Annotated in this window: 14 protein-coding genes; 1 reads left to right on the forward strand and 13 read right to left on the reverse strand. The window is 39.5% G+C overall.

Going from position 1 to position 24811, the window contains the following annotated elements; genetic code table 11:
- Window positions 1-4: 4 nt before the first annotated feature.
- On the reverse strand, window positions 5-3142 hold the full coding sequence (locus ACZZZC_RS14095; RefSeq protein ID WP_463482621.1) for a SusC/RagA family TonB-linked outer membrane protein: 3138 nt from the start codon (window positions 3140-3142) through the stop codon (window positions 5-7).
- Between the two features lie 296 nt (window positions 3143-3438).
- Here ACZZZC_RS14095 and ACZZZC_RS14100 point away from each other — a divergent pair, with 296 nt between their 5' ends.
- Window positions 3439-4209, forward strand: a complete 771-nt coding sequence (locus ACZZZC_RS14100; RefSeq protein ID WP_463482622.1) for an IclR family transcriptional regulator — start codon at window positions 3439-3441, stop codon at window positions 4207-4209.
- A 683-nt stretch (window positions 4210-4892) separates the two neighbouring features.
- Here the strand turns inward: ACZZZC_RS14100 and ACZZZC_RS14105 are convergent.
- The 12 genes from ACZZZC_RS14105 to ACZZZC_RS14160 form a co-directional block, all read right to left on the reverse strand.
- Window positions 4893-7058 carry an alpha-L-rhamnosidase-related protein gene (locus ACZZZC_RS14105; RefSeq protein ID WP_463487447.1) on the reverse strand — a complete coding sequence of 722 codons (2166 nt, stop codon included), beginning with the start codon at window positions 7056-7058 and terminating at the stop codon, window positions 4893-4895.
- Window positions 7059-7109: 51 nt separating this feature from the next.
- Complete coding sequence (locus ACZZZC_RS14110) at window positions 7110-8699, reverse strand: sodium:solute symporter family transporter (protein WP_463487448.1); 1590 nt, start codon at window positions 8697-8699, stop codon at window positions 7110-7112.
- A gap of 135 nt (window positions 8700-8834) precedes the next feature.
- Window positions 8835-9920, reverse strand: a complete 1086-nt coding sequence (locus tag ACZZZC_RS14115; protein WP_463482625.1) for a Gfo/Idh/MocA family protein — start codon at window positions 9918-9920, stop codon at window positions 8835-8837.
- Between the two features lie 99 nt (window positions 9921-10019).
- Window positions 10020-12605 (reverse strand): L-rhamnose mutarotase, encoded by a 2586-nt coding sequence (locus ACZZZC_RS14120; RefSeq protein WP_463487449.1) that lies wholly within the window; start codon window positions 12603-12605, stop codon window positions 10020-10022.
- A gap of 6 nt (window positions 12606-12611) precedes the next feature.
- Entirely contained in the window at window positions 12612-13544 is a 933-nt protein-coding gene (locus ACZZZC_RS14125) for a sugar phosphate isomerase/epimerase family protein (RefSeq protein WP_463482627.1), read from the reverse strand.
- Entirely contained in the window at window positions 13544-15199 is a 1656-nt protein-coding gene (locus ACZZZC_RS14130; protein WP_463482628.1) for an acetylxylan esterase, read from the reverse strand. Before ACZZZC_RS14130 ends, ACZZZC_RS14125 begins: the two co-directional genes overlap by 1 nt.
- On the reverse strand, window positions 15153-15446 hold the full coding sequence (locus tag ACZZZC_RS14135; RefSeq protein WP_463482629.1) for a GIY-YIG nuclease family protein: 294 nt from the start codon (window positions 15444-15446) through the stop codon (window positions 15153-15155). Before ACZZZC_RS14135 ends, ACZZZC_RS14130 begins: the two co-directional genes overlap by 47 nt.
- 142 nt (window positions 15447-15588) lie before the next feature.
- Complete coding sequence (locus ACZZZC_RS14140; RefSeq protein ID WP_463482630.1) at window positions 15589-16725, reverse strand: sialidase family protein; 1137 nt, start codon at window positions 16723-16725, stop codon at window positions 15589-15591.
- 117 nt (window positions 16726-16842) lie between these two features.
- Window positions 16843-17511, reverse strand: coding sequence for a DUF3826 domain-containing protein (locus ACZZZC_RS14145; RefSeq protein ID WP_463482631.1), 669 nt, complete (start codon window positions 17509-17511; stop codon window positions 16843-16845).
- Between the two features lie 171 nt (window positions 17512-17682).
- A complete protein-coding gene (locus ACZZZC_RS14150) occupies window positions 17683-20421 on the reverse strand; it encodes an alpha-L-rhamnosidase (protein WP_463487450.1) in 2739 nt (912 codons plus the stop codon).
- 180 nt (window positions 20422-20601) lie between these two features.
- The gene (locus ACZZZC_RS14155; RefSeq protein WP_463482633.1) at window positions 20602-23379 is read right to left on the reverse strand and encodes a glycoside hydrolase family 2 protein; all 2778 of its coding nucleotides are present in this window, start codon (window positions 23377-23379) and stop codon (window positions 20602-20604) included.
- Window positions 23379-24788, reverse strand: coding sequence for a sialate O-acetylesterase (locus ACZZZC_RS14160; RefSeq protein ID WP_463482634.1), 1410 nt, complete (start codon window positions 24786-24788; stop codon window positions 23379-23381). Before ACZZZC_RS14160 ends, ACZZZC_RS14155 begins: the two co-directional genes overlap by 1 nt.
- Window positions 24789-24811: the final 23 nt, after the last annotated feature.

Genomic DNA, 24811 nt, shown 5'->3' on the forward strand with positions numbered 1-24811 from the left:
TCTCTTAGAATTTAACATTTAAGCCAACATTAAAAATTTTCGTTTGTGGATATTGCGCCAAATTTCCAGTGGAACTAGCTCTTTCTGGATCTCCACCTTCGTATTTTGTGATAGTGAATAGGTTATCAGCGGATACATACACACCTAAGCTTTTAATTCCGATTTTAGAAATAGCGCTAACCGGTACATCGAAACCAAGCATTACGTTTTTAAGTCGTAAATAAGATGCATCTTGTAGATAGTAAGTTGATGCTGCATAAGGCGCAACTCCGCTATAACCAGCAACATAAATGGCAGGCACGGTATTACTTCTGTTTTCTGGTGTCCAAGCATTTAAAAACTTAGTAGTAGGTGCTGTACCTTGTTGGAAAGGGTCGACGCCCCAGTTATTCACGCGGTTTTTGATGCCCTCAACTCCCTGGAAAAAAGCGCTGAAACTAAATCTCTTATAACCTAAATTTAAACCGAAAGAATAGTTAAAATCAGGATAAGCACCATCTACCACTATTCTATCGTTTGCGTTTACAATTCCATCACCATTTACATCTTTCATTTTTAAATCTCCCGCTTTCGGACTACGATTTAATTCATGCACAGGAACACTTGGGTTACCAATATCTTCCACCTGAAAAATACCATCCCATTGGTACAAATAGAAAGAAGAGTAAGGTAATCCAACTTCGTTGATGGTACTGCCTTTTGCTGGTGTTCTAAGTTCTATCACTTTATTTTTAGCAGTAGAAATTAGCGCATTTAAGCTATAAGTAAATTCGCCGATTTTGTTTTGGTGCGTTAAAGCCAGTTCAACACCCTGGCTTCGCATTTTTCCATCGTTAACTGTCGAGGCACCTAACCCTAAACTTAATGGTACGGTTGGTCTGGCTAAAATATCGAAAGTAGAACGTCTGAACCAATCGAAGGTTGCTCCAAAAAGACCATTTTTAATATTAAGATCGAAACCAACATCAATACTTCTGGTTGATTCCCATCTTAAACTAACATCTTTGAAATCATTTATAACACCACCTTGTTGCAGTGCACTATTACCGAAAGGATAATTAACGTTATTAATGATAATATTATCCTGATAGAGGTAAGTACCAATATCCTGATTGCCCAGTGTACCGTAAGAAGCCCTGATTTTAAAACTACTTAGCCAGCTTAATTTATCTTTAATAAAGCTTTCTTCAGATACCAACCACCCCGCAGAAAAGGATGGAAATACGCCCCAACGGTAATCTGGCGAAACTTTCGAGGTTCCATCGTAACGTAAGTTAGCCTCCAATAAATATTTCCCTTTAAAATCGTAGTTAATTCGTCCGAATAGTGATCTCATACCCCATTCTGATGGTGCGGCTAAAGACGGTAACCTCGGATGCGTAAAATACAAAGATTCGCCTGATGCAGAATAACCGGTAAGATCTTCCAGAATTGGTGCTACCGAATTAATTCTTCTGCCTCTTAAGTTTTGATTTTTATAAGATAGCTGTTCAAAACCGGCTAAAGCTTTTAGGTTATGCCCTGTACCCAAGGTTTTCTCGTAGGTTAATGTGGAGTATACGGTTGGATTTAAAACCTTCGAATATTGATCGGTAACACCTAAAATATCGGGACCAAAAGAGTTAGCTACATATTCATTAGTTAAAGGTGCTCTATCTTGTAAGAGAAAGGCAGAGTAAGGATGCTGATACATTTTGTAATATTCATCAACATAATTTATTGCAACTTTTGAACTCCAGGTTAAGCCTTCAAAAGGTTTAATATCGATATAAGCCTGGGCATTCACATTATACTCTTTGGTCGTTTGTTCTCCCATGGCGTAAGCTTCTTGTGGGTTACGGTTTCTGCCTTCGTTTGCATAAGCCCTCGAAACTACCCTACCGCTACCATCAGGCAAAAACGGGCCATAAAGCGGGCCTGCAGCATACACTAGCAAGGCCATGTTTTCGCCAGTAAAAGGTGGTTCCTTGCGGTCTTTATAAGTCATGTTGATAATTGTACCCACACTGATGCTTTTGGTTAGGTTATTATTATAGTTTAGCAATGCATTGTAGCGCTTAAACTTATAGCCTTTAAAAACAGCATTCTGATCTAAATAACCTGCTGAAATATTGAAAGTGCTTTTATCGCTTCCGCCAGAGATTGAAAGGTTATGTTGCATTACATTAGCAGGATTAATATAGTAATCCAGATTATCGAAATCAGGATATTGTGCTTTATCTGGCGAGTTACGATATAAATCTATATCAGCCTGTGCATATCTGAAAGCGATACCAGAACGGGCCGCTGCTGTATTATACATTTCCATGTATTGGGCAGAATTTGTAATTAAATCTGGTAGTGCTGTAGGGGTATGTCTGGCGAAATTGGCCCGGTAGCTAAACACCGTTTCACCTCGTTTCCCTTTTTTAGTAGTTACTAATATTACTCCGTTGGCAGCCCTTGCGCCGTAAATTGCGGCAGATGATGCATCTTTTAATACGGTAACATTCTCAATATCATCAGGAGATAAATTATTGAAGGAACCCGCTACACCATCAATTAATACCAGTGGATCGGTGCTTCCGCCATAGGTAGAACGCCCTCTGATTAAAAAGTTCGGGTTATCTCTTCCTGGTTCGCCCGAGGGTTGCGTTACCTGAACGCCAGTTATACGACCCTGAATTAAATTTGCCGCATTTGGAGCTGGTCTTTCAGTGAGTGTTTTTCCACTAACTGTAGCTACAGCACCTGTTAAATTTATTTTCTTTTGTGTGCCATAACCTACGACAATTACATCCTCTAAGTCGTTTTGCTCTTCGGCAAGCGCTAAATTGACGGTGGTACGGTTATTTACCGCCACTTCCTGAACGGTAAAACCCACAAAAGAAAAAATCAAAGTTACATTACCCGAAGCAGCAGAAATGGAGTACTTTCCATCGGTATCGGTTGTTGCACCAATGTCGGTACCTTTTACTTTTACACTCACACCTGGCAAAGTTTCTCCTTTTTGTGAGGAAACCACTCCTTTAATAATAAATTTAGTTGGTAAGGTTTGGGCAAATCCAGTTGTCGCAATAACCATGAGGATGGCTAAAATTTTTGCGATTAAAACATGGCGCAGCCTAAACAAGCAATAGCTCTTGCAGTTAATTGGGTTCATAATCGAATTTATTTGGTTAGTTTTTTGATAATTGTTTAGCAATTACCATGATTGTTTTTTAAAAAATAGAAAGATTTTTAGGGTAAATATTTGGTTAATAATTTTACTGTTAATTGGAAACTGAAATTGCTCAATAGTTAATAACGAGCTGAAATTTCAAATCTATCTTCTCTATATCTGGCTAACTCAAATATAAATATTTATTTCATATATAAAAACAATTTTTATACTATAACTCCTTTTGATTTTTAATTTTTATTTGCTCCAAATTATTAAGTTTGTTTAAATTACTTTCAATGAATAACGATACGAAATACCAGGCCCCTGCATTAGACAAGGGATTAGACATACTTGAACATCTATCTGCACAATCCATCCCCCTTTCACAAACTGAAATTGCGGTTGGCATTGAAAAAACGCCGAATGAAATTTACAGGATGTTAATGAGTTTGGAGAGTCGTGGTTATATTTTACGTGATGAAGTTTCTGGAAAGTACAGGCTTTCGTTAAAGTTATTTTACCTTTCACACAGGCATTCGCCGATGGACGAGTTGAGAAAAGCCGCTCAATTTCCATTAGAAGAACTGGCCAATACCATCCGCCAATCTTGCCACTTAAGTATCTTGTATATGAACCAGGTGATGGTGATTATCCATGCTAAAAGTCCGGGGCCTATTGCCCTGTCTATTGAAGAAGGAAATTTGTTCCCCTTGCCATTAACAGCTTCTGGCAAGGTCTTATTAGCCTATATGCCCGACATTGAAAAAAGAACAACTTTAAGAAATAATTCAATTTTCAAGAAATATAGTAAAGCGCAGCAAGAAGATTTTATGGTTTCGCTCGACGATATTAAGAAAACTGGTTCTTATTTCAAAAACAGTGATTCCGTTTCGGGTGTAACGGATATTTCTGTTCCGATTGGTGTAGATAGCAACAATGGCATTATTGCCTGTTTAACTATTTCGATGTTAAATGCTTTAAATAACGACAAGGCTATGGGAAATGATACTATTCTCTCAGAAGCAAATAAGTGTGTTAAAAAGATTGAGCAAAGAATTGGGGTATAAAGTGTTCTAAAAGCCTCACCCTATGAAAGGGTGTAGTTATTTTTCCATGTGCTGCATCCCTCTCCTTGAAGAGAGGGAAACAAAGAAGATGTGGTTTGAACCTGTTGGCTTCACTCCTTTGTTCTTTAAATCCATCTCTCAAAGAAATGTTAAATTAGTCTTCGCGAAGCGTGCATAAGGAAGTTCGCGAAGCGTGCATAAGGAAGATTGAGCAAAGGATTATAGTATAAACTGTTCTAATAGCCTCACCCTATGAAAGGTTGTAATTATTTTTCCATGTGCTGCATCCCTATCCTTGAAGAGAGGGAAACAAAGAAGATGCGGTTTGAACCCGTTGCTTCAATCATTTGTCTGTTAGATCCATCAATGAAAGAAAGGTGAGGTTAGTCTTCCCGAAGCGGGCATAAGGAAGATTGAACAAAGGATTGGGGTGGAAACTGTTCTAAAAGCCTCACCCTGTGAAAGGTTGTAGTTATTTTTCAATCCACTGCATCCCTCTCCTTGAAGAGAGGGAAACAAAGAGATGTGGTTTGAACCTATTGGCTCCACTCCTTTGTTCTTTAAGTTTATCTCTCAAAGTGGAAGGTTTGAAAGCCTTAAAAAATGATAACGCATAAAGATGCTTTGTGCATTGCCTGCCTGCTAAGGGCAGGCAAGCAATGACGAAAAACAAAAAACATATGTTATCCAGAATATTTCACACTATAATCTCTGCCTTTATCAATTGTTATCTCATAAACACCTTTCGAAACTTCCTTAACTTCTGCACCTTTTACCACAGGCTTGGTTTTGCTATTTATTCTTAATTTTCCTGTTCCTACGGCAGATGAAATTTTAATTTCTTTTTTACTGCAGTACAAGGAGATATCGCCATTAGCAGTAGGAACCTTTCCCTCCATCCATTCCAAACCACCTAAATTTGGGGTGATCGTATAGGTTTCATAACCTGGTGTAGTGGGTTCAACACCCAAATAATACTTGCCCAATAAATAGATCGGACTTGCACCCCAGGCATGGCAAAGGCTTTTTCCAAATGGTCTGCCATACATTGCTAAATGCTCTGCCCCTTTTTTATCTGGATTATATTCTTCCCAAAAAGACGTTGCACCGAGTTTTAACATTCCACCCCAATAGCTTTTCATTTCTTTTAAGACGTAGCTTTGCTCACCCATTGCGCAAAGGGCTTCCAGTTCGTAGAAACGCATATAAGGAGTTGTAATTTTTGCAACCTGGTCATTAAGGAGCACATTCTTTTTCACACCAAGTTTCTGTTCTGGGGTAAAATAATCGAAAAAGATGCCAAACATATTGGCGTAACGCGTTACATTGTCCGTTTGCTTACCATCTATCCTACTGTGAACCAAGGCGTTTTTATTTTGGTTCCAATACAAATCAAATATTTTAGCTTTTAACTCTTTTGCTTGTTGATCGTATTTTGTGGCACCTTCAGTATCATTGGCCAGTTTGGCACATAAAGCCATCGTTTCTAAGCTTCGGGCATATAATAATTGCTCAAAACTTACTTCACCGTCTTTACTCAGTTTGTCTGCCCAATCGATAAAAATCCAATCGCCCTGCATCCATTCCAGCAAACCATCTTTGTTTTTTCTTCCATCGATATACGTCATTAAAGATTGCATACGGGGATAAATATCTTGCACAAATTTTTGATCGCCTGTGAACTTGTAGTAATCGTAAATCCCTAAAAACCAATAGAAAGAGTAATCCATTATGGTATTGATGTGGGCTGTAACCGGATCTTTTCCGCGTTGTGCCCATAAAGTTTTTTTTACTGTTGGTGCATCAAAAAACGAATAATAATTCATCAGATAACTTTGGTAGGCATCACCACTCCAAACCCAACGGTCGCGTTTAATTCCATCGATAAAAAATTCACGGGTATTTAAGTGAAAGGTGTATTTAGCTACATCGTAAATTTTATTCAGTTCGGTATCAGATGATTTAAAACTTCCCCTTTCGGTTACAGGCGCATACTCATAAAGCATGGAGATGGAATCAAGGGTCACATTTCCACTGGTTTGGCGATTTACATATCTGAATGCTTTCGAAAGTGGCATTACCGAATCTTTCTTTTGCGTTAGATCAATATCAACATAATCTAACGTTTCGCATTTTTCTTCTGAGGAAGCCTCTTCAGGCGATTCGCCATAATATAAGCTCAAACGGCCCTTGCCTTTCAAACCGTGTACTTTTATGAAACCAAATGTTTCCCGGCCAAAATCAAGCAATTCGCCGCCGTCGTTTTTCTTCTTCGAGATTGCAAACATCGGTTTCACCGGTAATTTAAACTGCGACGGCAATTGATCGGGATCATTCAAATTCCATGAACCTGCCGAAACGAATGTGGTTCCTGATTTGTCGGAAACCTTTCCGCTTTGATCAATCCATTCCTTATCCTCAAAAGTCGAAAGCCATGTTTCGTCTGAAACAATTGTTGTTCCTTGTACAAAAATCGCTGGAACATGTGCCTGATTGTAAACTTTAAGGCTCAATTTATGCTTTCCGGCAGGAATTTGGATGGTTTTAGGAAAACCAGAAATGGCCTGTCCGTCGATCTTAACATTATAAGTTCCTTCTACAAAAAGCTTAACTTCTTCAGGTTGAGAAAGATTAAATTCCTTATGAAAATCTACCAGGACATAGTGGCTATCCATTTTCCAAAAGACTGGAAAAAATGATCCTCGTTCGGTTCTGCGGTTTTGCATTACATTGCTCATGTAAATATCAAAGTCACCTGGATACCAAATCCATGAGGCTTTTTGGGCCAAAGCTGGCATCACAAAACAGCTTAAAAATGCCAGAATAATTATTGTTTTAAAGTTTTTCATATAGTGTATTTTTTGCTTGATATCATCGGACTTCGGACCTCAAACACCTTTTTAGTGTCCGTTAAAGAATATATAAAGTATAACCATCACAACGGCTAATGCACCAAAAGAAATCCATACCCTTCGACTTGGCTTTTCTATATTTGCCTGATGTGATTCATTTACGATGTAAACAGATGGTGAACGATCGGCAAGAGAAATAACAATCGACAAAATCATCAGCAAGGCAAAAATGAGGAAGGACAAAACCAGATAATGTGGCCAAAATGTATATACAGAAGATGGCAAAACCCAAAGGTAACAAACGCCTATACCTAAACTGATGATTGAGCCAATTGACAACGTGAAATTAACAGCTTTTCTAGTGGTTCGTTTCCAAAACACAGTTGATAAAAACACAACAGACAATGGCGGAGCAATAAAACCTAACACAGCCTGAAAGACATCGAACAATTTCAGGCCTTGAATATTATCTATTGCTAATGCAACCAGGATGGCAAAAACGCAACCTGCAACTATTGTTAACCTGCCAGTTTTAATAATTTCTTTGGTTGTTGCATTGGGGTTAATTTTTTTCACATACACATCCATGGTAAAAACAGTACTTAAAGAATTAAGGCAAGATCCAATTGTACCTACCAAAACTGCAATTAACACCACGATTACCAAGCCATTCATTCCTGGAGGAAACAGATTGGTAACCATGGTCATGTATGCCATGTCGGCGTTGCCCAGATTAGGATATAAGACGTAACACAAAATCCCGGTGACAATAAAAAGCGGCAATGAAAGTATTTTAAGCCAACCAATAAAACTGACACCCAACTGTCCCTGTTCTAAATTCTTGGCTCCAAGTACCGATTGAACCATGGATTGATCGGTGCAGAAGAAAGCCACAGCAGAAACCGGATAACCCAGCAGAATGGCATACCATGGATATTGCGGATCGCTTCCAGGCTGAACGAGGTTCCAGAAATTCTTTGGTGTTTTTTGGTATAGTGCACTTATTCCTCCAACTTTCTCCAAACCTAAATAAGTAAGTGCGAAGGAAACGCAGATCAGTAAAATCATTTGAAAAACGTTCACTTTAGCGATAGCTTTAAGTCCGCCGAAAAATGCGAACAGGCCAGCAAAAGCTACTAAAACGGTAACCGATTGCCACATCGGAACGCCCAAAATCTGCCTCACCAAAACACCACCAGCAAACAAACCCAATGATAGCCATGAAATCAAAATCTTAATCAGGGCATACCAGGCAAGTATATTTTGTGTTGAATCGCCGTAACGGTTGCCCATAAATTCGGGCATGGTACTTACTTTAGCTGCCAGATATTTTGGAGCAAATACAATGGCAAGCAAGAATAGAAAGATAAAGGCATACCACTCGAAATTAACCGCCACAATACCCGTAGAATAACCGATACTTGCAAACGCAACCAACATGGATGGACCAACATTTGTTCCCCACATGTTAAAACCAATGCTCGACCAGTTAAGTGATTTGTTGGCCAGGAACAAGTTTTCATCTTCGTTTTTCTTCTTTGAAAAGCTTGCCCTATACCCGATAATAATTAAAATGACGAGGTAAGCGGCGACAATAAAGTAATCTAAGTTGGTTAAACGTTCTACAATATTTCCCATTAATTTATTTGGTTAGTTGTTTATTGGTTGTTGGTTTTTTCCATAGATGCACAGAGATAAACACAGATTTAAGTTTGTATCTGTGTTTATCCTTTCTATCTGTGGTTAATATTATTCCGTTCGCTGTGGCATAAACTACAAGCCAATCGATTCTCTTGTAATATTGTTTACTTTTAAAATTTCATCAATTTTTACAGGCAAACCGATCTCCATTGATTTATCCATCGCCTGCAATAGGGCAACAGTTCCAATTCCTTCTTTTAAATCCGGATAGGCCGTGAATTTGTTATTGATACTGTCTGCAAAATAATCGAGATAGTTCTGGTATTCGCCCGCATGATGACTTTGTCCCTCGAAACGGAAATAGTGTTTCAATGTTGCATCACCCCAGGTAATAATCTTTTCTTCACCGGTTTTGGTCGTAACAGAATAGCGTAATTCGTGGTAATCGGCCTGACTCGCTCCTTCTGTTCCGCGGAGAATGCAACTCATTCCGCTATCGCGACTTGCAGGTTGCGTTGGGCCTGTATATGCACCGCTTACCCGTGCAATTCTGCCATCTTTTGCCTTGAATATAAAATGCATCGTATCAACATTTTTCAATCCTGCTTTTAAGCCGTTGCTACTCAACATGCCATAACCCATTACTTCTTCAATATCAGGCATATACCAGCGAACAAAATCAACAGGATGACTTAAGCCGCCGTACAACCATTTAAATGATTGTTTTAAGGACCAACCTTTCTCTAGAAACCAACGGTGATCTGCATGGTAATGACTTTCGATGGTGATCAGCTCGCCAATTAAACCTTTATCAAAATCCTTTTTCTGGCGCATTGCAGGTTCGAAAAAACGAGAACTTTGTCCTACGAAAATCTTCCTTCTTGATTTTTTTGCCAATTCTAAAAGCTCATTGGCCTGAGACAGATCATCAATAAATGGCTTTGTACAAACTACGTGTTTACCATGTTGCAAGGCCAGTTTAATGTGCTCAAAATGCAAATGATCTGGTGTGTAAATGGCTATCATATCAATTTTATCGCTCGTTAGCATATCCTCGTAATTGGTAGTCCAATTTTGAAAATCGAATTCCAATGAGCGTTCCTCGCAAAGCTTTTTGTTCGCATCGCAAATCTGAATGAGCTTAAATTTCTTGCTCGCTAATGATGCAGAAATCGTGCTTCTGCCCTCTCCTAAACCTAAAATCCCTAGTCTTAACATGTTGATATTTTCTTATTTCTTAAGTCGTCGTTGCGAGGTGTGAAGCAATCTTAATGAATATGTAGGATTGAATCATGCCTGGCAATGACGGTTATTTATCTATTCAATCGGTTTAAAAAATACCCAAGCCTCCCCGGGTTTTGTTCCTGCTATACCTTCCTGGTATTTTTTCATAATGGCATTCCATTCATCCACCTTCGGATTATTTAAAGTCGTTTTTGGATTTAAATCGTCTAGTTTTTTGCCTTTAGGAATACTGATAATTAACATCAGTTGCCTATCCTTTTTAAAAATTGCCAGGCGCTGAAACTCAGCATTGCAAAATCCTTTGGATATCTCCGGCCACTTTTCAAATTGCGTTTTATGGTAATCCAAATACTCTTTCTGCATTTTTTCGTCCTCAACCAAATTGGCCGATAGAATCACATTGTCCCATTCGGCAACTGGTTTTTCCCCACAGTTTTTCTCCCTGTTAAAGTCGTAAAAAATATTGTCATAAAGCTTAACTTCTGTCGCATTTAAGCGTTTCAAAGTTTGCTGTAAACTTTCTACTTTTAAGCTTGAGGTATAAATAACCAATCTGTTACTCCATTTATAGATTGCGTTAGTTAATAGGTTGTTCTCTTTTGCAAAATCATCCAGCGTTTGTTTCCCCGGTAACTGACCATCTTTAAATATCAATTCAAAAACAACCGTTTTATCTTCCGCCTGATTGATACCGCGATTTGAGTAACTGCTTTTTTCTTTAAGCATGTATCTGAAGGGCAACTCCAATCCTGCATTTTTTTTGATGTTTTCAGCAACCTTTGGCCCGTTGTTTTCCCATAAATTTCCCGGCCCATTCGCATTCTGAAGATATTTTTCAGTAGGCGTCCAGTTATTTTTGATGGTGAATTCAGAAGATCCTTCATCTGTATACAAGTAAAACCAGTGATCAGGAAGGTGAGCATATGGCGCCTTATAAATACTATCAACTACATTTTCGGTAATGAAAGATTCTGGTTGGGCAGAGAGCGTGTAAATTCCTGCAACATCATACATGTGTTTGCCATAGTGATGGATTTTGTTTGCGTTGATGATGTTATTTTTCATCGCATTTTGCGTTTTAGTCCACCCCCAGCCCATGCTGATTCCTGAATAGGAGACATCGCTAATCTCATTATGGATAATTTTGATTCCTTTCACATAACCTGCACCAATGCCAACAGCACCCCAATCCTCATTGGTAACATCCGTAATCAGGTTGTTTTCTATCCGGGCATTCGTTGAAATTTCCCGTTTATCTTTGGGATTATAAGGCAAATGAACTTCTGTTGCTTCATCAGAAAATGTACCCACTAAGACCGCTGAACCGCCAATATCTTTAAACAAATTGCCTTTAATCAAATTATCTGATGTTCCTTTGTTGAAGTCTAAACCCGTAGAGGCAAGATGTTGGAAACGGCAGTTTTCAAAGCTGATCTGATTGGCAAAATTTACTTCAACAGCGGCTGCCGGCCTACCAACCCAAGCCTGATTTTCCAAACTTGGCTTATCTTGAGTTCCGGGTATTGCAAGTTTATACGCATCGAGCATGTACATCCCAGCCTGATGTGGAACATGTCCTTCCCTGGATGGCCTCAGCCAGGTAGCGTGTTCGAATGAAATCCCTTGGAAGCTTACAAAAGAAACCGGATCATCAATTGTTCCTTCAATTTTTAGCAGATTTTCTAATGAAGGGGCCATCACAACTGCCTTTTGCATATTTTCTGATGCCTTCGGCCAATAATAAATTTTATGGTTTTTTAGATCTGCAAACCATTCGCCTGGCTCATCTAAAAACTGGATGGCATTGGATAAATAGAAAGCAGAGTTTCCTGTTTTTTCAGAAATCCAGGGCGCTGGCCAGGGATGTTCGGATTGAATTCTACTTTCAGGCTGCATGAAAGAAAGCTCTACAGCATTACCAATCACTTTAACCGATTTTACCCGAAGATTGGCGATTGCCCACCATTGATGGATTAACATTTCCATACCGGCAATTTTGCTTAAATCCGTGTTTTGTTGAAGCGGTATTCTACAGGTTTGATTTTTTTTATCCCAGGATAAAATTCTACCCATGGCATCTCCATTATAATTTTTTGCCCGGATCGCCTTAGTTCCATTTACCCAAAGCTGGCGAAATGGCAAATCGCTGACACCGTCGTTAGGAAGGTCAGCAACCCAAATTTTTCCCAGAGACTTTTTTGGTAATCCTGGAACGGCTCCATTGACCTTTTTCCAACCCGCGATTCTAACCCCACCACTTAAAACAACTTTTTCAGTGGCGAAAATCTCTGTGGGGCTACTTTTAGTTCCAGCATCTTCAGGGCGAAGAACGATGGGCTCATGCAATTGATAAATGCCTGCTCCAACCAGTATTTTAATTCCATCTTTAGTGGATGGATCTTTTAAACGTCTTAATTCTCGGGCTTTCCGAATGGCTGCATGAAGCGTTGCAAGAGGTTGTTCCTTATTTCCATTGTTAGTATCAGCACCATTTTTTGCGACATAAATTTCTACTGCACTTGTGTTAACGTTTAGCAACGACAGCAAAATTACAAAACAGAAAAAAGGTTTAAATCGTGATGGCCTGGTTCGTGTCAACACAAACCAAGTAGACAACGATTTCTTTTCATTTATACTTTGCTTCTTTCTGGCTTCCATAATTCCTTAATGAGATTGCTTCGTGCCTCGCAATGACGAGTTATCGATTTGAAAAACAGACTTAAGGTAACTGGTATTGGCACTAAAATTATATTTCACATTTGTAGGTTGGCTTGCATCTCTGCTCCTTTCAACAACCAACCAACCGCTCCATCCAATGTCGTCGAGGGTTTCTTTTACCTTTTTTAAATCGATTTTCGGGTCGTTCTGCAACCAAACGCCGTCATCATTGGTTGCGTGGATTTGAATGATATTTTTTCTACCGAGTATTCTCAATTCCTGCTCTAAATCTCTCCCATTTTTTATCGGATTTGAAAAATTGAAGTAACTTTTAATGTGTTTACATCCAATATCTTTGAGCAATTTACGTTCAGCTGTTGCATCGAGTGCTGTCTCAATTCCGATCACAATACCCGCTTTTGCAGCCATTTTTCCGGCAACCTTCAGCCTGCTAACGATAGGCTCACGCAGCTCAGGATTTTTAACAAGATCTCCCTGAACACCCAGCGGCAAGAACACCACTTTTACGTTCATTGCCTTTGCTGTGTCCAAACAATCCTGAATCATTTTTTGATAAGTTGGCCGTGTGGCGAAGGATTGCGCATAGAAACCCGTCATTGCTAAAGAACAAATTTCAAGATTCAATTCTTTCGCTTGATCAAGGTATTGCTGACGCACTATCGGGTCGGCTAATTTGTTATCAAAGGTCTCTCTATTCCCCAAACCACCCATATCGATTTCAAGTCCATCTGCACCAAGCTCTTTTGCAAGTGGCAAGGCACTAATTTTCTGACGTTTCAAAATCATCAAATCAATTACGGCAACTTTGTATTTACCCACTTTTTCGGCTGCTACAAGTAGCTGATCAGGAATTAATGCGGCGCCCGTTAATAGGACTACATTGGCGATAAAAGCTCGTCTGTTCTGCTGCATTTGCATTATCTCGTTGCGTTTAATGGAAATAATTTCTCCAGATTCTCAAATCCCATCACTGCGTTTTTTGGTAACTTTTCGCCTTTATCTCCGAAAACGTACATTGCATTTTCTTTCTCGATAGTTACTTTACTTTCATCATATTTTCCGGCTTTATCTTTTACCAAACTGCCATTCAGTTTAAAGTTTTTAATCAGAAAATCGTAGAGCGCAATGCGTTTATTTATCCCAAAATCGTGTTTTTCTGCAGGAAGATGAACATTCTCCACCTTATTGCTCACGCCATAATATCCATACATTTTTTGCAGGTAAGGGAAATCATGTTGTGGTGTGTGGGCCGTCCAATCGCTACCATCTGAAACCAAAAGTTGTGGTCGTGGGGCCGCCATTGCTGCTAATTCTACATTATCTGTTCCGCCACCGCATTGATGAATAGGCATTCCACTTTCGCATGGACAACCACCGTAAAAATAGGATGACATCGCTACAACTGGTGCGCTTAGTTTTATTCTATCATCCATAGCGGTCATTAAAATCGAATGACTTCCAGCTCCTGAACCACCACTAATTCCGATTCTGCTGGTGTCTGTTTCTTTGAGCAAAGAGAAATAGTCGAGGATTCTGATTCCGCCCAAAGTTTGTACTGTTTGGGCTAAACTCCGGCGGTGGTCTTCGTACTTAAACTGCAGCATCGATTCGCCCCATGCAAATAAATCGTAGCTGAAAGCCATTGCGCCCATACGTGCAATCGTAGCACAACGGAGCTGACAATCGGCTCTGTAGCGTTGCTTTTCCCAGTGGCCATCAGGACTTAGAATTACGGGAATTTTGCCTTTAACATTTAGCGGTTTATAAAGTGATCCATTGATCCAAACACCCGGCAGGATTTCCAAAGCAATATTTTCTACCGAATAACCATCAAAAACCCGCTTCGCCGTAGTGATTGGTTTTGAATTCAATTTTGCCGGCAACGGTGAAAGTAACAAGGCTTTGTAAAGCTCGGGTTTTATCTCCGCCTTCCGTTTTTCCCAACTGCTTTTGTCGCTGTATTTTGTAGCTAGCGTATCTAGGTAGGCCCAGCCATCTTTTGGTTCCCATCGGTAGTATTCGTATTCTTTTAACTTGTAAACGCCGGGTTTTTCCTTGTTTACCTTCATATCTAATGGAGCAAGAACGTTTGTGAGCGTTTCATCTACATCGGCACGAAAACGCCATTCTGCGTAGTTCAGCCATTTGTCTTTCACCTGCGGTTCTGAATACTTAATCTGAACGTTGAAGCGGGTCTGGATTTCTTTTAAAACGTCGACTAATGGCTTTTTGTAAAGATTGTCAGTATTTTGGGTTTGGGCAGATATGTTAATCGGGAAAGAAAAATAAACCAATAATATTGCAACATACTTAAATATTCTGCCCGTACTTGCGAGGCTTGATTTCTCGTCAACCAAAGCAATCTCTCTCGAAAGGTCAGATTGCTTCGTACCTCGCAAGGACGATCCGGCGAGAGACTGAATCAACAAATCCGTCATTGCGAGGCTTGATTTTTCATCAACCGAAGCAATCTCTCTCGAAAGGTTAATTTTTAGCGCCGTATTTGCTCTATTCGACGTAAAAAAATTAGTCCAATGTTTCATATAAATCGTTCCAATTTGGATTAAATTCATTTATTAATTTAAGTTTGGCAATTCTGTTGCCGCCTTTTATTCTTTTTTCTTCATCAATCGCTTCTTCTATACTCCAGAAGAAATTATAGTAAACTAGTTTATAGCACTTGTATTTAGAGGTAAAACTTTCGTGGTACTGATTATTGATATGTTCATAAATCCTGTTTCTTAAATCAGAAGTTACACCTGTATATAAAACCATATGTGCTTTGTTAGTCATGATATAAACATATCCACCTCGTTCCATTATGCTGATTTAATAGAAAGAGATTGCTTCGTACCTCGCAAGGACGATACGGCGGTCTTCGTTGTAAATCTGCGCCTTTGAGAACTAAAATAATCTGGCTCCCTCGAAATGACGGTTGGAATAAATGCAAAATTGCCTACTCTCATGGTTCTTCGTTTTTCGTTTCTGTAATGACAGGAGCTGCATAGCCGTTAAGCTTAGGCCAAACGCCATTCTTGATTTTTTTCAATTTCAACTTTGAAGGATCAACAACCACATGTTTGATTTTCTGCCTTCTCCAGGTATAAATGAAATGGAGCATCCCGTCTGATGTTTGAATTACGGCAGGATATGAATATTGACTAATTGGTGAATCTTCTAAAATCAAAGCTGCAGACCAGTTTTTTCCATCCTTAGAAACCGAAACGTTTAATGGCGTTCTTGGTCCTTTTGCTAAATCGCCGGGAGGCAAAACGTGATTGTAAACCAAAACGTGACGTCCATCTTTCATCGTTACTGCATCTGTGCCAGAATTATTATTAGGCAATGAGGTTTTCGTTAAAGCAGACCAGCTTTCGCCGTTATCTTCTGACCACGATTCGACAATAGCCCTGTTAGCTGTTCTTGCTAAAATTTGCAACTTGCCGTTTCCATGCTGTAAAATGCTAGGCTGAATAGCCTTAATGCCGTTTTCTGGCAATGGGCCAACCGTTCTCCATGTTTTGCCATTGTCTTTAGTGACCTCAAAATGAATTTTCCAGCCATCACCCTCTCTACTGGAAGGCGCAAACAGATTTCCATTACTTAACAAAACTGGCTTGTTTTTTACAGGGCCGATATAACCATCTGGAAGCTTTGTAGCATCCGACCAGGTAATTCCACCGTCTTTCGAAGTTTTCATCAATCCCCACCATTCAGATGGCTTCGGACCGATTTTATAAAATAAGATTAAGTCTCCTCCCGGAATTTGATATAGAACCGGGTTCCAGGTAGGTAATCTTTTCCCATCGGGTTGAACACCATTGGCCACTGATACCGGCGCTAACCATTTTCCTTCTACAAAACGACTGATGTAAATTTCAACATCAGGGTTCCGCTCTTTTGTTCCTCCGAAATAGGAAGCAACCAAGCCCGTTGGTGTTTCAACAATTGTTGCTGAATGACAGGATGGAAACGGCGCTTGATCGTAGAGGAATTCTTGCTTTACCACCCCTTTTTGCCACTTTTCAACTTGTGCATTTGCACTTAACCCTAATGCTAATGCAATTCCTAGTGTGATGTATATTTTCTTTTTTAACATAGTTTTTTTCAATTAACAAAGTTCGTCATTGCGAGGCACGAAGCAATCCTAATGCTCCAGCTACCGTAGTAAGATTGCTTCGTGCCTCGCAATGACGATGAGGTGAAACAATCGCCGTTATTGTTTAGCCTTTTTCGCTTTCTCTTCTTTTATCTTTTTGGTATAGGCGCTGTAAAGGGCTCTCCAACTGCGACCATTATTGTTTAACATTTGCTCTGACTTGGTTTTGTAAATCTCGAAAATGGCAGAAATCTGTTTCATGTTTTTATAATCGACAGCTTGCTCTCTGGCCTGTTTCATAAAAGCCAAAATTTTAGCTTCTTCATCTGCTGTCAAATCCGGAACGATGGCTTTGTAGCCTTTCATGGTAAAATCGACTTTACCAATGGTGTATTTATCTAGAATTACCTCTACTTGTTCTGCAGATAAGTTTTTATTTAAACCATCCATTAAAGATTGGTGAACGGTTGAGGGCATAGCAGAATCGGCGATAATTTGCTTATCAAGATCAGTCAATTTGCTCCCGGTAACCGGATTAATTCCATCCGGAACAGTTGATGAAGGATGGCTGTTATGCCAATCTCTCACAGCCGTTAAGTGAACAGCAATCACATTTTCTACGGCTGTTTTTTTAGCTGCGTCTGTTAGGTTTAATGCTGAAACCCATTCCTTCGCTTTATTTAAAATTTCTTCATTTGCGCTCACATCCTGAGCTTGACTGAGGGAAGTTGCCGTGGTTAACAGCATCAATAACATCATTATTGGTTTTAAAATCTTTCTCATCATTGTATTAATTATGTGTTTCTATTTTTAATTGCTTTATCAACTTAGTAATTACGAGCTAAGAAAATTTTAGCATGGCGATCGTTTTAAGATTGCTTCGTGCCTCGCAATGACGACCTGTTTTTTATTCTCTTACTTCCTATTCTCCACTCTCTATTTCCTATTCCCAATCTCCTACTTCCCATCCACTACAAATTCATAATCACCCGAACCGATCTCATAAACCGCCCGGTTATTTTCCATTTTTATAAATTTCAAATCTTTAATTGATTTAATCTTTTCCGAAACCTCGCTTTTGCTTTTTGCAGGAATATAAACCATAGCCATTGTATTTGGCGGAACGCTTAAATTCCAGGTAAAGGTGTTTCCTGTTTTATTATAACTGCTTTTAATCATGCCATAAATTGAATTATAACTGGCATTTACAGCATTCAGTCCTTCAATCATTTCAGGCTTCATCGTGATCTGTTTAAAAGCAGCACTTTCAGACTTAATTCCAGCAAGGTTTTCATAATACCAAATCAGTAAATCTCCAAGCATCATCACATGATTTTGAGAATTCATTTTTGGATCTGCCGTATTGCCATTCCATAATTCCCAAATCGTTGTGGCGCCATTTTCTACCATGTAACCCCAACTTGGATAGGTTTTTTGGGTAGCAACCGTGTAAGCAAGATCTGGTCTGCCATAGTCATTCAAACAACGCATTAACCATTGAATCCCCACTAAGCCATTGCTTAAATGACCCTTATTGGTCACTTCAACAGTGTGGGTGATATTTTTAAAAACAGTCTCTACCTTATCTTTCGGAACCATACCAAAATAAAGCGGAATGATATTATCGGTCAAAGCATTTGTAGCATAATATCCTTGCTGATTATAATACTTTTCATTGAAAGCATTTTTGATCTTCTCTCCCAGAACTTCGTAGGTCTTTACATCCTCCTCGTTACCAATGGCTTTTCCAAATTGTATCATCAGATTTGTAAAGTGGTAATAATATGCTGTTGAAATCAATTCGGAAGGATATTTTTTATCAGCACTTTTGCCTCGGCCAAGTTCAATTGTAACGGGCGGCATACACCAATCGCCATAACTATCTTTGGTTAAAATATAATCTTTCATGTAGCGATCTTGCATGTAAGAAAGCCATTTTTTCATTGCCGGATAATTATCGCGAACCGAAGAAACGTCGCCTGTTTGCTTGTAGAGCATTTCTGTTACCAGGAGCATCGCCCCTGGCCAGGTCATGTTATCGCTGTAATAGCGCCAGAACGCAGGCGCAACATCAGGAATTGCACCATCTTCTTTTTGCGAATTTCTAATATCCTGAAGCCATTTGGCATAAAACCTGCCATTATCAAACAAGAAATTCTCACCATAAGCTACTGCGCCTCTATCCCCCAACCATGGCATACGCTCGTTACGTTGCGGGCAATCAACCGGAATGCCTTTATAGCTGCCGGCAATTCCCCACCAGGCATTTTTGAAAATCTGATTGGTTAAGGCGTTCGAAGTTTCAAAAGTTCCAACTGTTTTCATGTTATCGTAAACCATTTTCCCCACAAAATCGTTCACTGACGGCTGGTAACTATACCCCGAAAGCTCTACAAACCTAAAACCCCTGTAAGTAAAAGTGGGCTCCCAGGTTTCGGTTTCTCCACCCTTTAGAGTATACAAATCTGTACATTTCGCATTGCGAAGATTGGCCGTAAAAAGTTCTCCGTTATCTTGTAACGATTCAGCGAAACGCATTTTAATTTGCTTTCCTCTTGCTCCTTTAACCTTTATTTGCAACCATCCAACCATGTTTTGCCCCATATCAAGAATGTATCTTCCACCAGAGAGTTTCGAAATTGAAACCGGCTTCAAGGTATTCATCACCTTCATATTCTCATTCATTTGAGCCTCAATCACTCCGCTGGGCTCCTGCACAAATTCCGCCTTCAGCCACTTGCTCTCATCAAAACCCACTGTATTCCAACCGACGGCTTCTTTAGTCGCATCATATTCCTCGCCATCGTATTCATTGTTCGTTCTAATTGGACCATCCGCAGTACCTTTCCAGCTATTATCGGTATCAATATTTGCTGTACTTCCATCTGTGTACACAATGTTGATATTCATCAGCATCTTCGGGAAACCAAACGTCTTTATTTTATAAGGTTTCTCATTCTGGCGCATGGCGAAAAAACGTCCGTTACCCAAGATGGCACCAACAGCGTTTTTTCCATTTTTGATGTAACTGGTTACATCGTAGGTATTGTACTTTACATTTTTGGTATAATCGGTTGGCGATGGCGATAATACATCGTTTCCAACTTTTTTTCCGTTGATAAAAAGCTCGTACAAACCTAAACCAATGATAGATGCTGTGGCACTTTTAACCTGCTTTTTATTTTGGAATTCCTTCCTGAAATATCTCGCAGATAAGCGTGAGTCAGTTTTGATATTATCCCACGGAAATGCCCTGTCGAAGCCGATCCATCCTTTCGGCCAATCTTTGTAATACAGCAAGCCCATAGAAAAATAATTTGGTGTTGACCACTCACTTTGACCTGCGCTTGTCCAGACTTTTACCTTCCAAAACGCTTTTAATCTACTTTTTAATGGCGCTCCATTGTACCTTACATGAATTGATTCGGCTGTACTTACTTTCTGCGAATTCCATAGATCACCTTCATTTGCATTTAGTTTTTCTGCTGTTGATGAAACCAATATTTGATAAGCGGTTTGCATCACGTTTCGTTCTTTCGAAATGATATGCCATGCAAAACGCGGCTTTTGCACATCGATTCCAAGTGGGTTTTCGAGCATCTCGCAGGTTGTATTTTGCAAAGAAACTTGAGCCACCACTTTTGTTAATGGTAGTAACCAAATACTGATTATCGCTATGTAGATTTTAATGTTCATTACGCTTCGCGGTTGATTACATCGATTAAGTGATTACACTGATTGTGTTATTGTTTTTTTTAAAATTCGTCATTGCGAAGCTGGGCCTGAGCGAGCTGAAGCAATCTTTTTTACTAATGTTATTGTGCTCCATAATTCCGTTATTGAGATTGCTTCGTCGTGCCTCCTCGCAATGACGGACTACTTCACTGAAAAATCAAAATACAAAGTCATATCCAACGCCCTGCTCTGGTCTTTATCGAAATCGTAAAATACATGTTTCATTCCCATTGGTCCGGTGGTTTCTGGTTTCTGCGTTTTGGTTCCTATTGCCGAAATTCCGTTCATAAAAGAAATGTCGCCATTTGGAAAAGTTGGGCTCATATTATCCCACTCGGTATCTTTCGATTTTTTTGGTGTAAACAACCTTAAAAATACGTCTTCTCTATCTGTTACCACTTTAAAAGATTGTTGTTTTCCAACAAACTCACACCAATACATGTTGGAATAGTAACCTTTAAATTCAGGATATTGCCAGCCAGGTTCACCAGTTGCCGAATTATTATAATCCTTTTTCCAGATACCAAACTGCTGCCCTTTCATCCTGTTTTTCCAAACCCGATAAGGCCCATTGCCTTTATATTCTACACTTTTTATTTCCGTTTCAGGATAAGAAAAGTTTAGTCCAACAAATGTGGTAAAATAGGCCGAAGGAAAATATTTAACTTCCATTTTTAACCATCCAGATGGGTAGATTGTCCATTGTAAAGTATTCCAGCTCTCTTTCTTATCGAATTTAGATGAAATTATGAGATTTTGACCATCCATTTTGGTGGTGAAATTTTTGAAGTTATTTTCAGCTTCCTGCATTACAGGACCATTTGAAAACGGAACTGTTCCATTTGCATTTTTAGCTTGTTGCAATAATCCTGTAGTTTTATTGAAAGTAAAGTCGATGCCATTTGCCGACACCTGATACGAATTTACATCTTCCTTTAAATTTACTTTCGATGGTCCAGTGGTTGTGACCATTTTATCTGCATCAGCCTTTGGTAAGGCAATTGGAAAACTCCAGGTAAATAACTCTTTACCATAAAAATCCTTTATAGTGAGGTAAAGCGCATCAAAAGTTCTCCAGTCTGCAGGAAGATTGATTTGCAATTTTCCTTTTTCAAAAGGTTTAATGTTTGGCGCATCTGCTTTACCGGCCTTAAATTCAGCATCAGTTCCACCAGACTTCAGCATTCTCAATTTCCATTCGTAAGTACATTGATTCAAGTTCGTGAAAGCATAACGGTTCTCCAATAAAAAGGAGCCATCGAAACCAGCGGTCATCTCTCTCTTCTCTACAAAAACAGGACTCCAAACTTCCTTAATGGTAAAGAAACTGCCCTCCTTTTCATGGTAAGGACCAACAATGCCATCGGGGCCGTGATTTCCATCGGTATCCAATTCGCCGTTTTTATCTGTACGAACAACGGCCTGGTCAGCAAAATCCCAAAGAAAACCACCTGCTGAAAGCGGGTTGTTCCACATCGCGTTCCAATAATCTTCTATGCCAGCACCGTGACCGCCATCCCACATACCATGCAAAAATTCAGTTGGCATTAAAATGTTGTGACCATGATCGTAATTTCCTATTCCGTAGTTAAATTCACGATAGTGTGTGGTTTCAAATCCGTTAAATACTTCCCATGGATGGATTAATGGCCGCTTTTGGATGTCTTCTTCAGCAAAAAGATGATCGAGTTCGCGGTTATGGCCACCCTCGTTTCCATTTGCCCAGAATATAATTGATGGATGATTTTCGTCGTTCAGCATCATCTCTTTCATCAATTTTGTGCCTGTTGGCGTGTCGTAAGTGCCGTGCCAGCCAGCCAGTTCATCCATCACAAATAAACCGAGCGAATCGCAAACCTCTAAAAAGTGGCCATCTGGAGGATAATGCGACATGCGCACCGCGTTCATGTTCATTTCTTTCATGAGCTCAACATCAGCTATGCTGATTTTTTCACTTGTTGTTCTGCCTGATGTCGGATAAAATGAATGCCTGTTTACTCCTTTGAATTTTATTTTAACTCCGTTTATATAAACGCCATCACGTTCTTTTACTTCTACTGTTCTGAAACCAATTTTTTTAGAAAGCTGATGGATGACTTTACCTTTTTTAATAAGCGAAAATGTCGCTGTATAAAGGTTTGGAAATTCTGAGGACCAAAGTTCTGGCTGAGAAAACTGATGGTTTAACATCAATTTTTGCGTTCCTTTTTTAACCGAAGTTGTAAACCTGTCACCAAAACGTTTTCCATCTTTAGCAAAAAGCTCTACTTCAACTTTGTCGGCATCACCAGTGAAGGCTACCTGAGTGTTTAAATTTCCGTCTGCTTTGGCATCGATTTGTATTCTTTCAAAATGTGTTTGTGGCAAAGCTTCGAGGTAAACAGGCCTGAAAATCCCGCCGAATATCCAGAAATCGGCTTTACGCTCTGCTTCGTTTACTGATTTATTTGCCGAATGTTTTGAAACCTTCACTTCCAGTAAATTCTCACCATCAGGTTTCAGCAGGTTCGAAATGTTATACCTAAACACATAAAAAGAACCCTGGTGCACAGCTCCTGCTAATTTTCCATTTATTTTAACTTCGGTATCCGTCATCGAACCCTCAAAAACAATATTGATTTGCTGACTCTTCCAGTTGCCCGGAACTTTAAATTTATACTTGTAAAGGCCTTCTTCCTTTCCTTTGTTTTCCTCCTTGTTAAAGCCGTAGTTATATTTACCAAAACCCTGTAATTCCCAATTGGAAGGCACCGGAATGGTTGTCCACTTCCCAGAATTTGCTCCGGCAGTGCAGAAAAAATCCCAGTTCACGGTATCATCATTTCCCGTTCCAGAAAGATATAATTTTTCCGTTTGCTGCGCACTTGCAACACCAAACAACATAATCGAACAAAAGAAAAGTATAAATCTAAGTTTCATTAATTGGTTTTAAATTGACTGGTTAGAGGGTTATCAGTTCTGAAAGGCAGTGCAGGTAAACCATTGCTATATAAATTACCTGTTGGATTTTCTGTCCAATTGTAACGCACTGCTTTTGGATTAGGAATTTCTTTCGAAGAAACAATCACTTTTCCTTCTTTAATATTAGCTTCGGCTGCAACAAATTTTCCATCACTGCCTGCAATGGTAAAACCCGTAATAGTATTGCCTGCAATCGGTTTTAAATAATCAAAGTCCAGAGTAGCGAAATTATTTTTGAAGGCAACGGCTTTATAACGCGGGCCAGAAAAATCAATTTTCTGGTTGTATGTTTTGCCTAAAGCTAAAAGCGCTAAACGCCTTCCCACCTCCCATTTGTAGGTTGGATGCAAATCTGCTCCGTTGTCATTTAAGTCAGATGTTGAAATTATTCCTGTATTTGGCAAACGTAAAACCTGCTGTTGAGCCTCCCAAAAATTAGGCTCCGTATCTGGCGTCAGCACAACTTTATCGCTTTTTTGCTTGCTATAATCGTAAGGTGCAATTTGAACGTAGTAAAATGGCAGTTGCTCACCCCAGGCCTTTCTCCATAAGTTAACCAATGTTTTAAGCTTATAGGAATAACTAATGGTTTCATTTAAAAAGCAGTTGGTTTCTCCCTGGTACCACAAAAATCCGCGGACTTTAAACTTGGTTAATGGCTCAATCATTGGTGTATAAAACTTGCCGGGGTCGTTGCTTACCTTTTGATTTTTGAAATATTCCTCCTGCGCAAAAGCCTCCGGAGAAACCCAGGGTTCAATGGCACTGCCAGAAACAGCAGAAGAAATCATTCCAACCGGAATACCCAATTTCTCTTGGATTTCTTTCGCGAAAAAATAACCTACAGCCGAAAATGCCCTTAAAGCAGAATCTTCTGCAACGGCCCAACTTTTATGAATAGAATCGGGTTTTGTCAACTGCTTGCGGTTGACCAGGAAAATCCTGATCTGTTGATTCTTGGCCTTTTCTACCGCATCTGCAGGAAAACGCAGTTTCTCATTTTTTGGTTTAGGAATTTTCGCCAGTTTACGCATTTGATATTCCATGTTCGATTGACCGGAACATAGCCAAACTTCACCGACTAAAATATTCGTCAACTCAATTTTATTAGCGCCCGAAATCGTCATCCTTTGTGGTTGTGCTGATGTTTTTAATGGCGATAATAACACAGACCAATTCCCATTTTTATCCGTTATGGCTTGCTTTGTTTGTCCTGCAAAATTCACCTCGATTTTTTCATTTGGTGAAGCAAATCCCCAGATGTTGATGGGCTTATCTCGCTGCAAAACCATGTTACTCGATAAAATTTGCGGCAAAAGGATTTTGGCGTTGGCAGAAAAGGAAAGTACAAGGAGACCTAACATCATGAGAGATTGCTTCGTACCTAGCA

The organism is Pedobacter sp. AC212 (assembly GCF_979258625.1).

Coding starts and splice junctions, on each gene's coding strand:
- ACZZZC_RS14135 (WP_463482629.1), bottom strand. CDS start 15,446: ATGGAACGAGGTGGATATGTTTATATCATGACTAACAAAGCACATATG.
- ACZZZC_RS14150 (WP_463487450.1), bottom strand. CDS start 20,421: ATGAACATTAAAATCTACATAGCGATAATCAGTATTTGGTTACTACCA.
- ACZZZC_RS14105 (WP_463487447.1), bottom strand. CDS start 7,058: ATGAAAAACTTTAAAACAATAATTATTCTGGCATTTTTAAGCTGTTTT.
- ACZZZC_RS14160 (WP_463482634.1), bottom strand. CDS start 24,788: ATGATGTTAGGTCTCCTTGTACTTTCCTTTTCTGCCAACGCCAAAATC.
- ACZZZC_RS14140 (WP_463482630.1), bottom strand. CDS start 16,725: ATGTTAAAAAAGAAAATATACATCACACTAGGAATTGCATTAGCATTA.
- ACZZZC_RS14110 (WP_463487448.1), bottom strand. CDS start 8,699: ATGGGAAATATTGTAGAACGTTTAACCAACTTAGATTACTTTATTGTC.
- ACZZZC_RS14130 (WP_463482628.1), bottom strand. CDS start 15,199: ATGAATTTAATCCAAATTGGAACGATTTATATGAAACATTGGACTAAT.
- ACZZZC_RS14115 (WP_463482625.1), bottom strand. CDS start 9,920: ATGTTAAGACTAGGGATTTTAGGTTTAGGAGAGGGCAGAAGCACGATT.
- ACZZZC_RS14145 (WP_463482631.1), bottom strand. CDS start 17,511: ATGATGAGAAAGATTTTAAAACCAATAATGATGTTATTGATGCTGTTA.
- ACZZZC_RS14120 (WP_463487449.1), bottom strand. CDS start 12,605: ATGGAAGCCAGAAAGAAGCAAAGTATAAATGAAAAGAAATCGTTGTCT.
- ACZZZC_RS14125 (WP_463482627.1), bottom strand. CDS start 13,544: ATGCAAATGCAGCAGAACAGACGAGCTTTTATCGCCAATGTAGTCCTA.
- ACZZZC_RS14095 (WP_463482621.1), bottom strand. CDS start 3,142: ATGAACCCAATTAACTGCAAGAGCTATTGCTTGTTTAGGCTGCGCCAT.
- ACZZZC_RS14155 (WP_463482633.1), bottom strand. CDS start 23,379: ATGAAACTTAGATTTATACTTTTCTTTTGTTCGATTATGTTGTTTGGT.
- ACZZZC_RS14100 (WP_463482622.1), top strand. CDS start 3,439: ATGAATAACGATACGAAATACCAGGCCCCTGCATTAGACAAGGGATTA.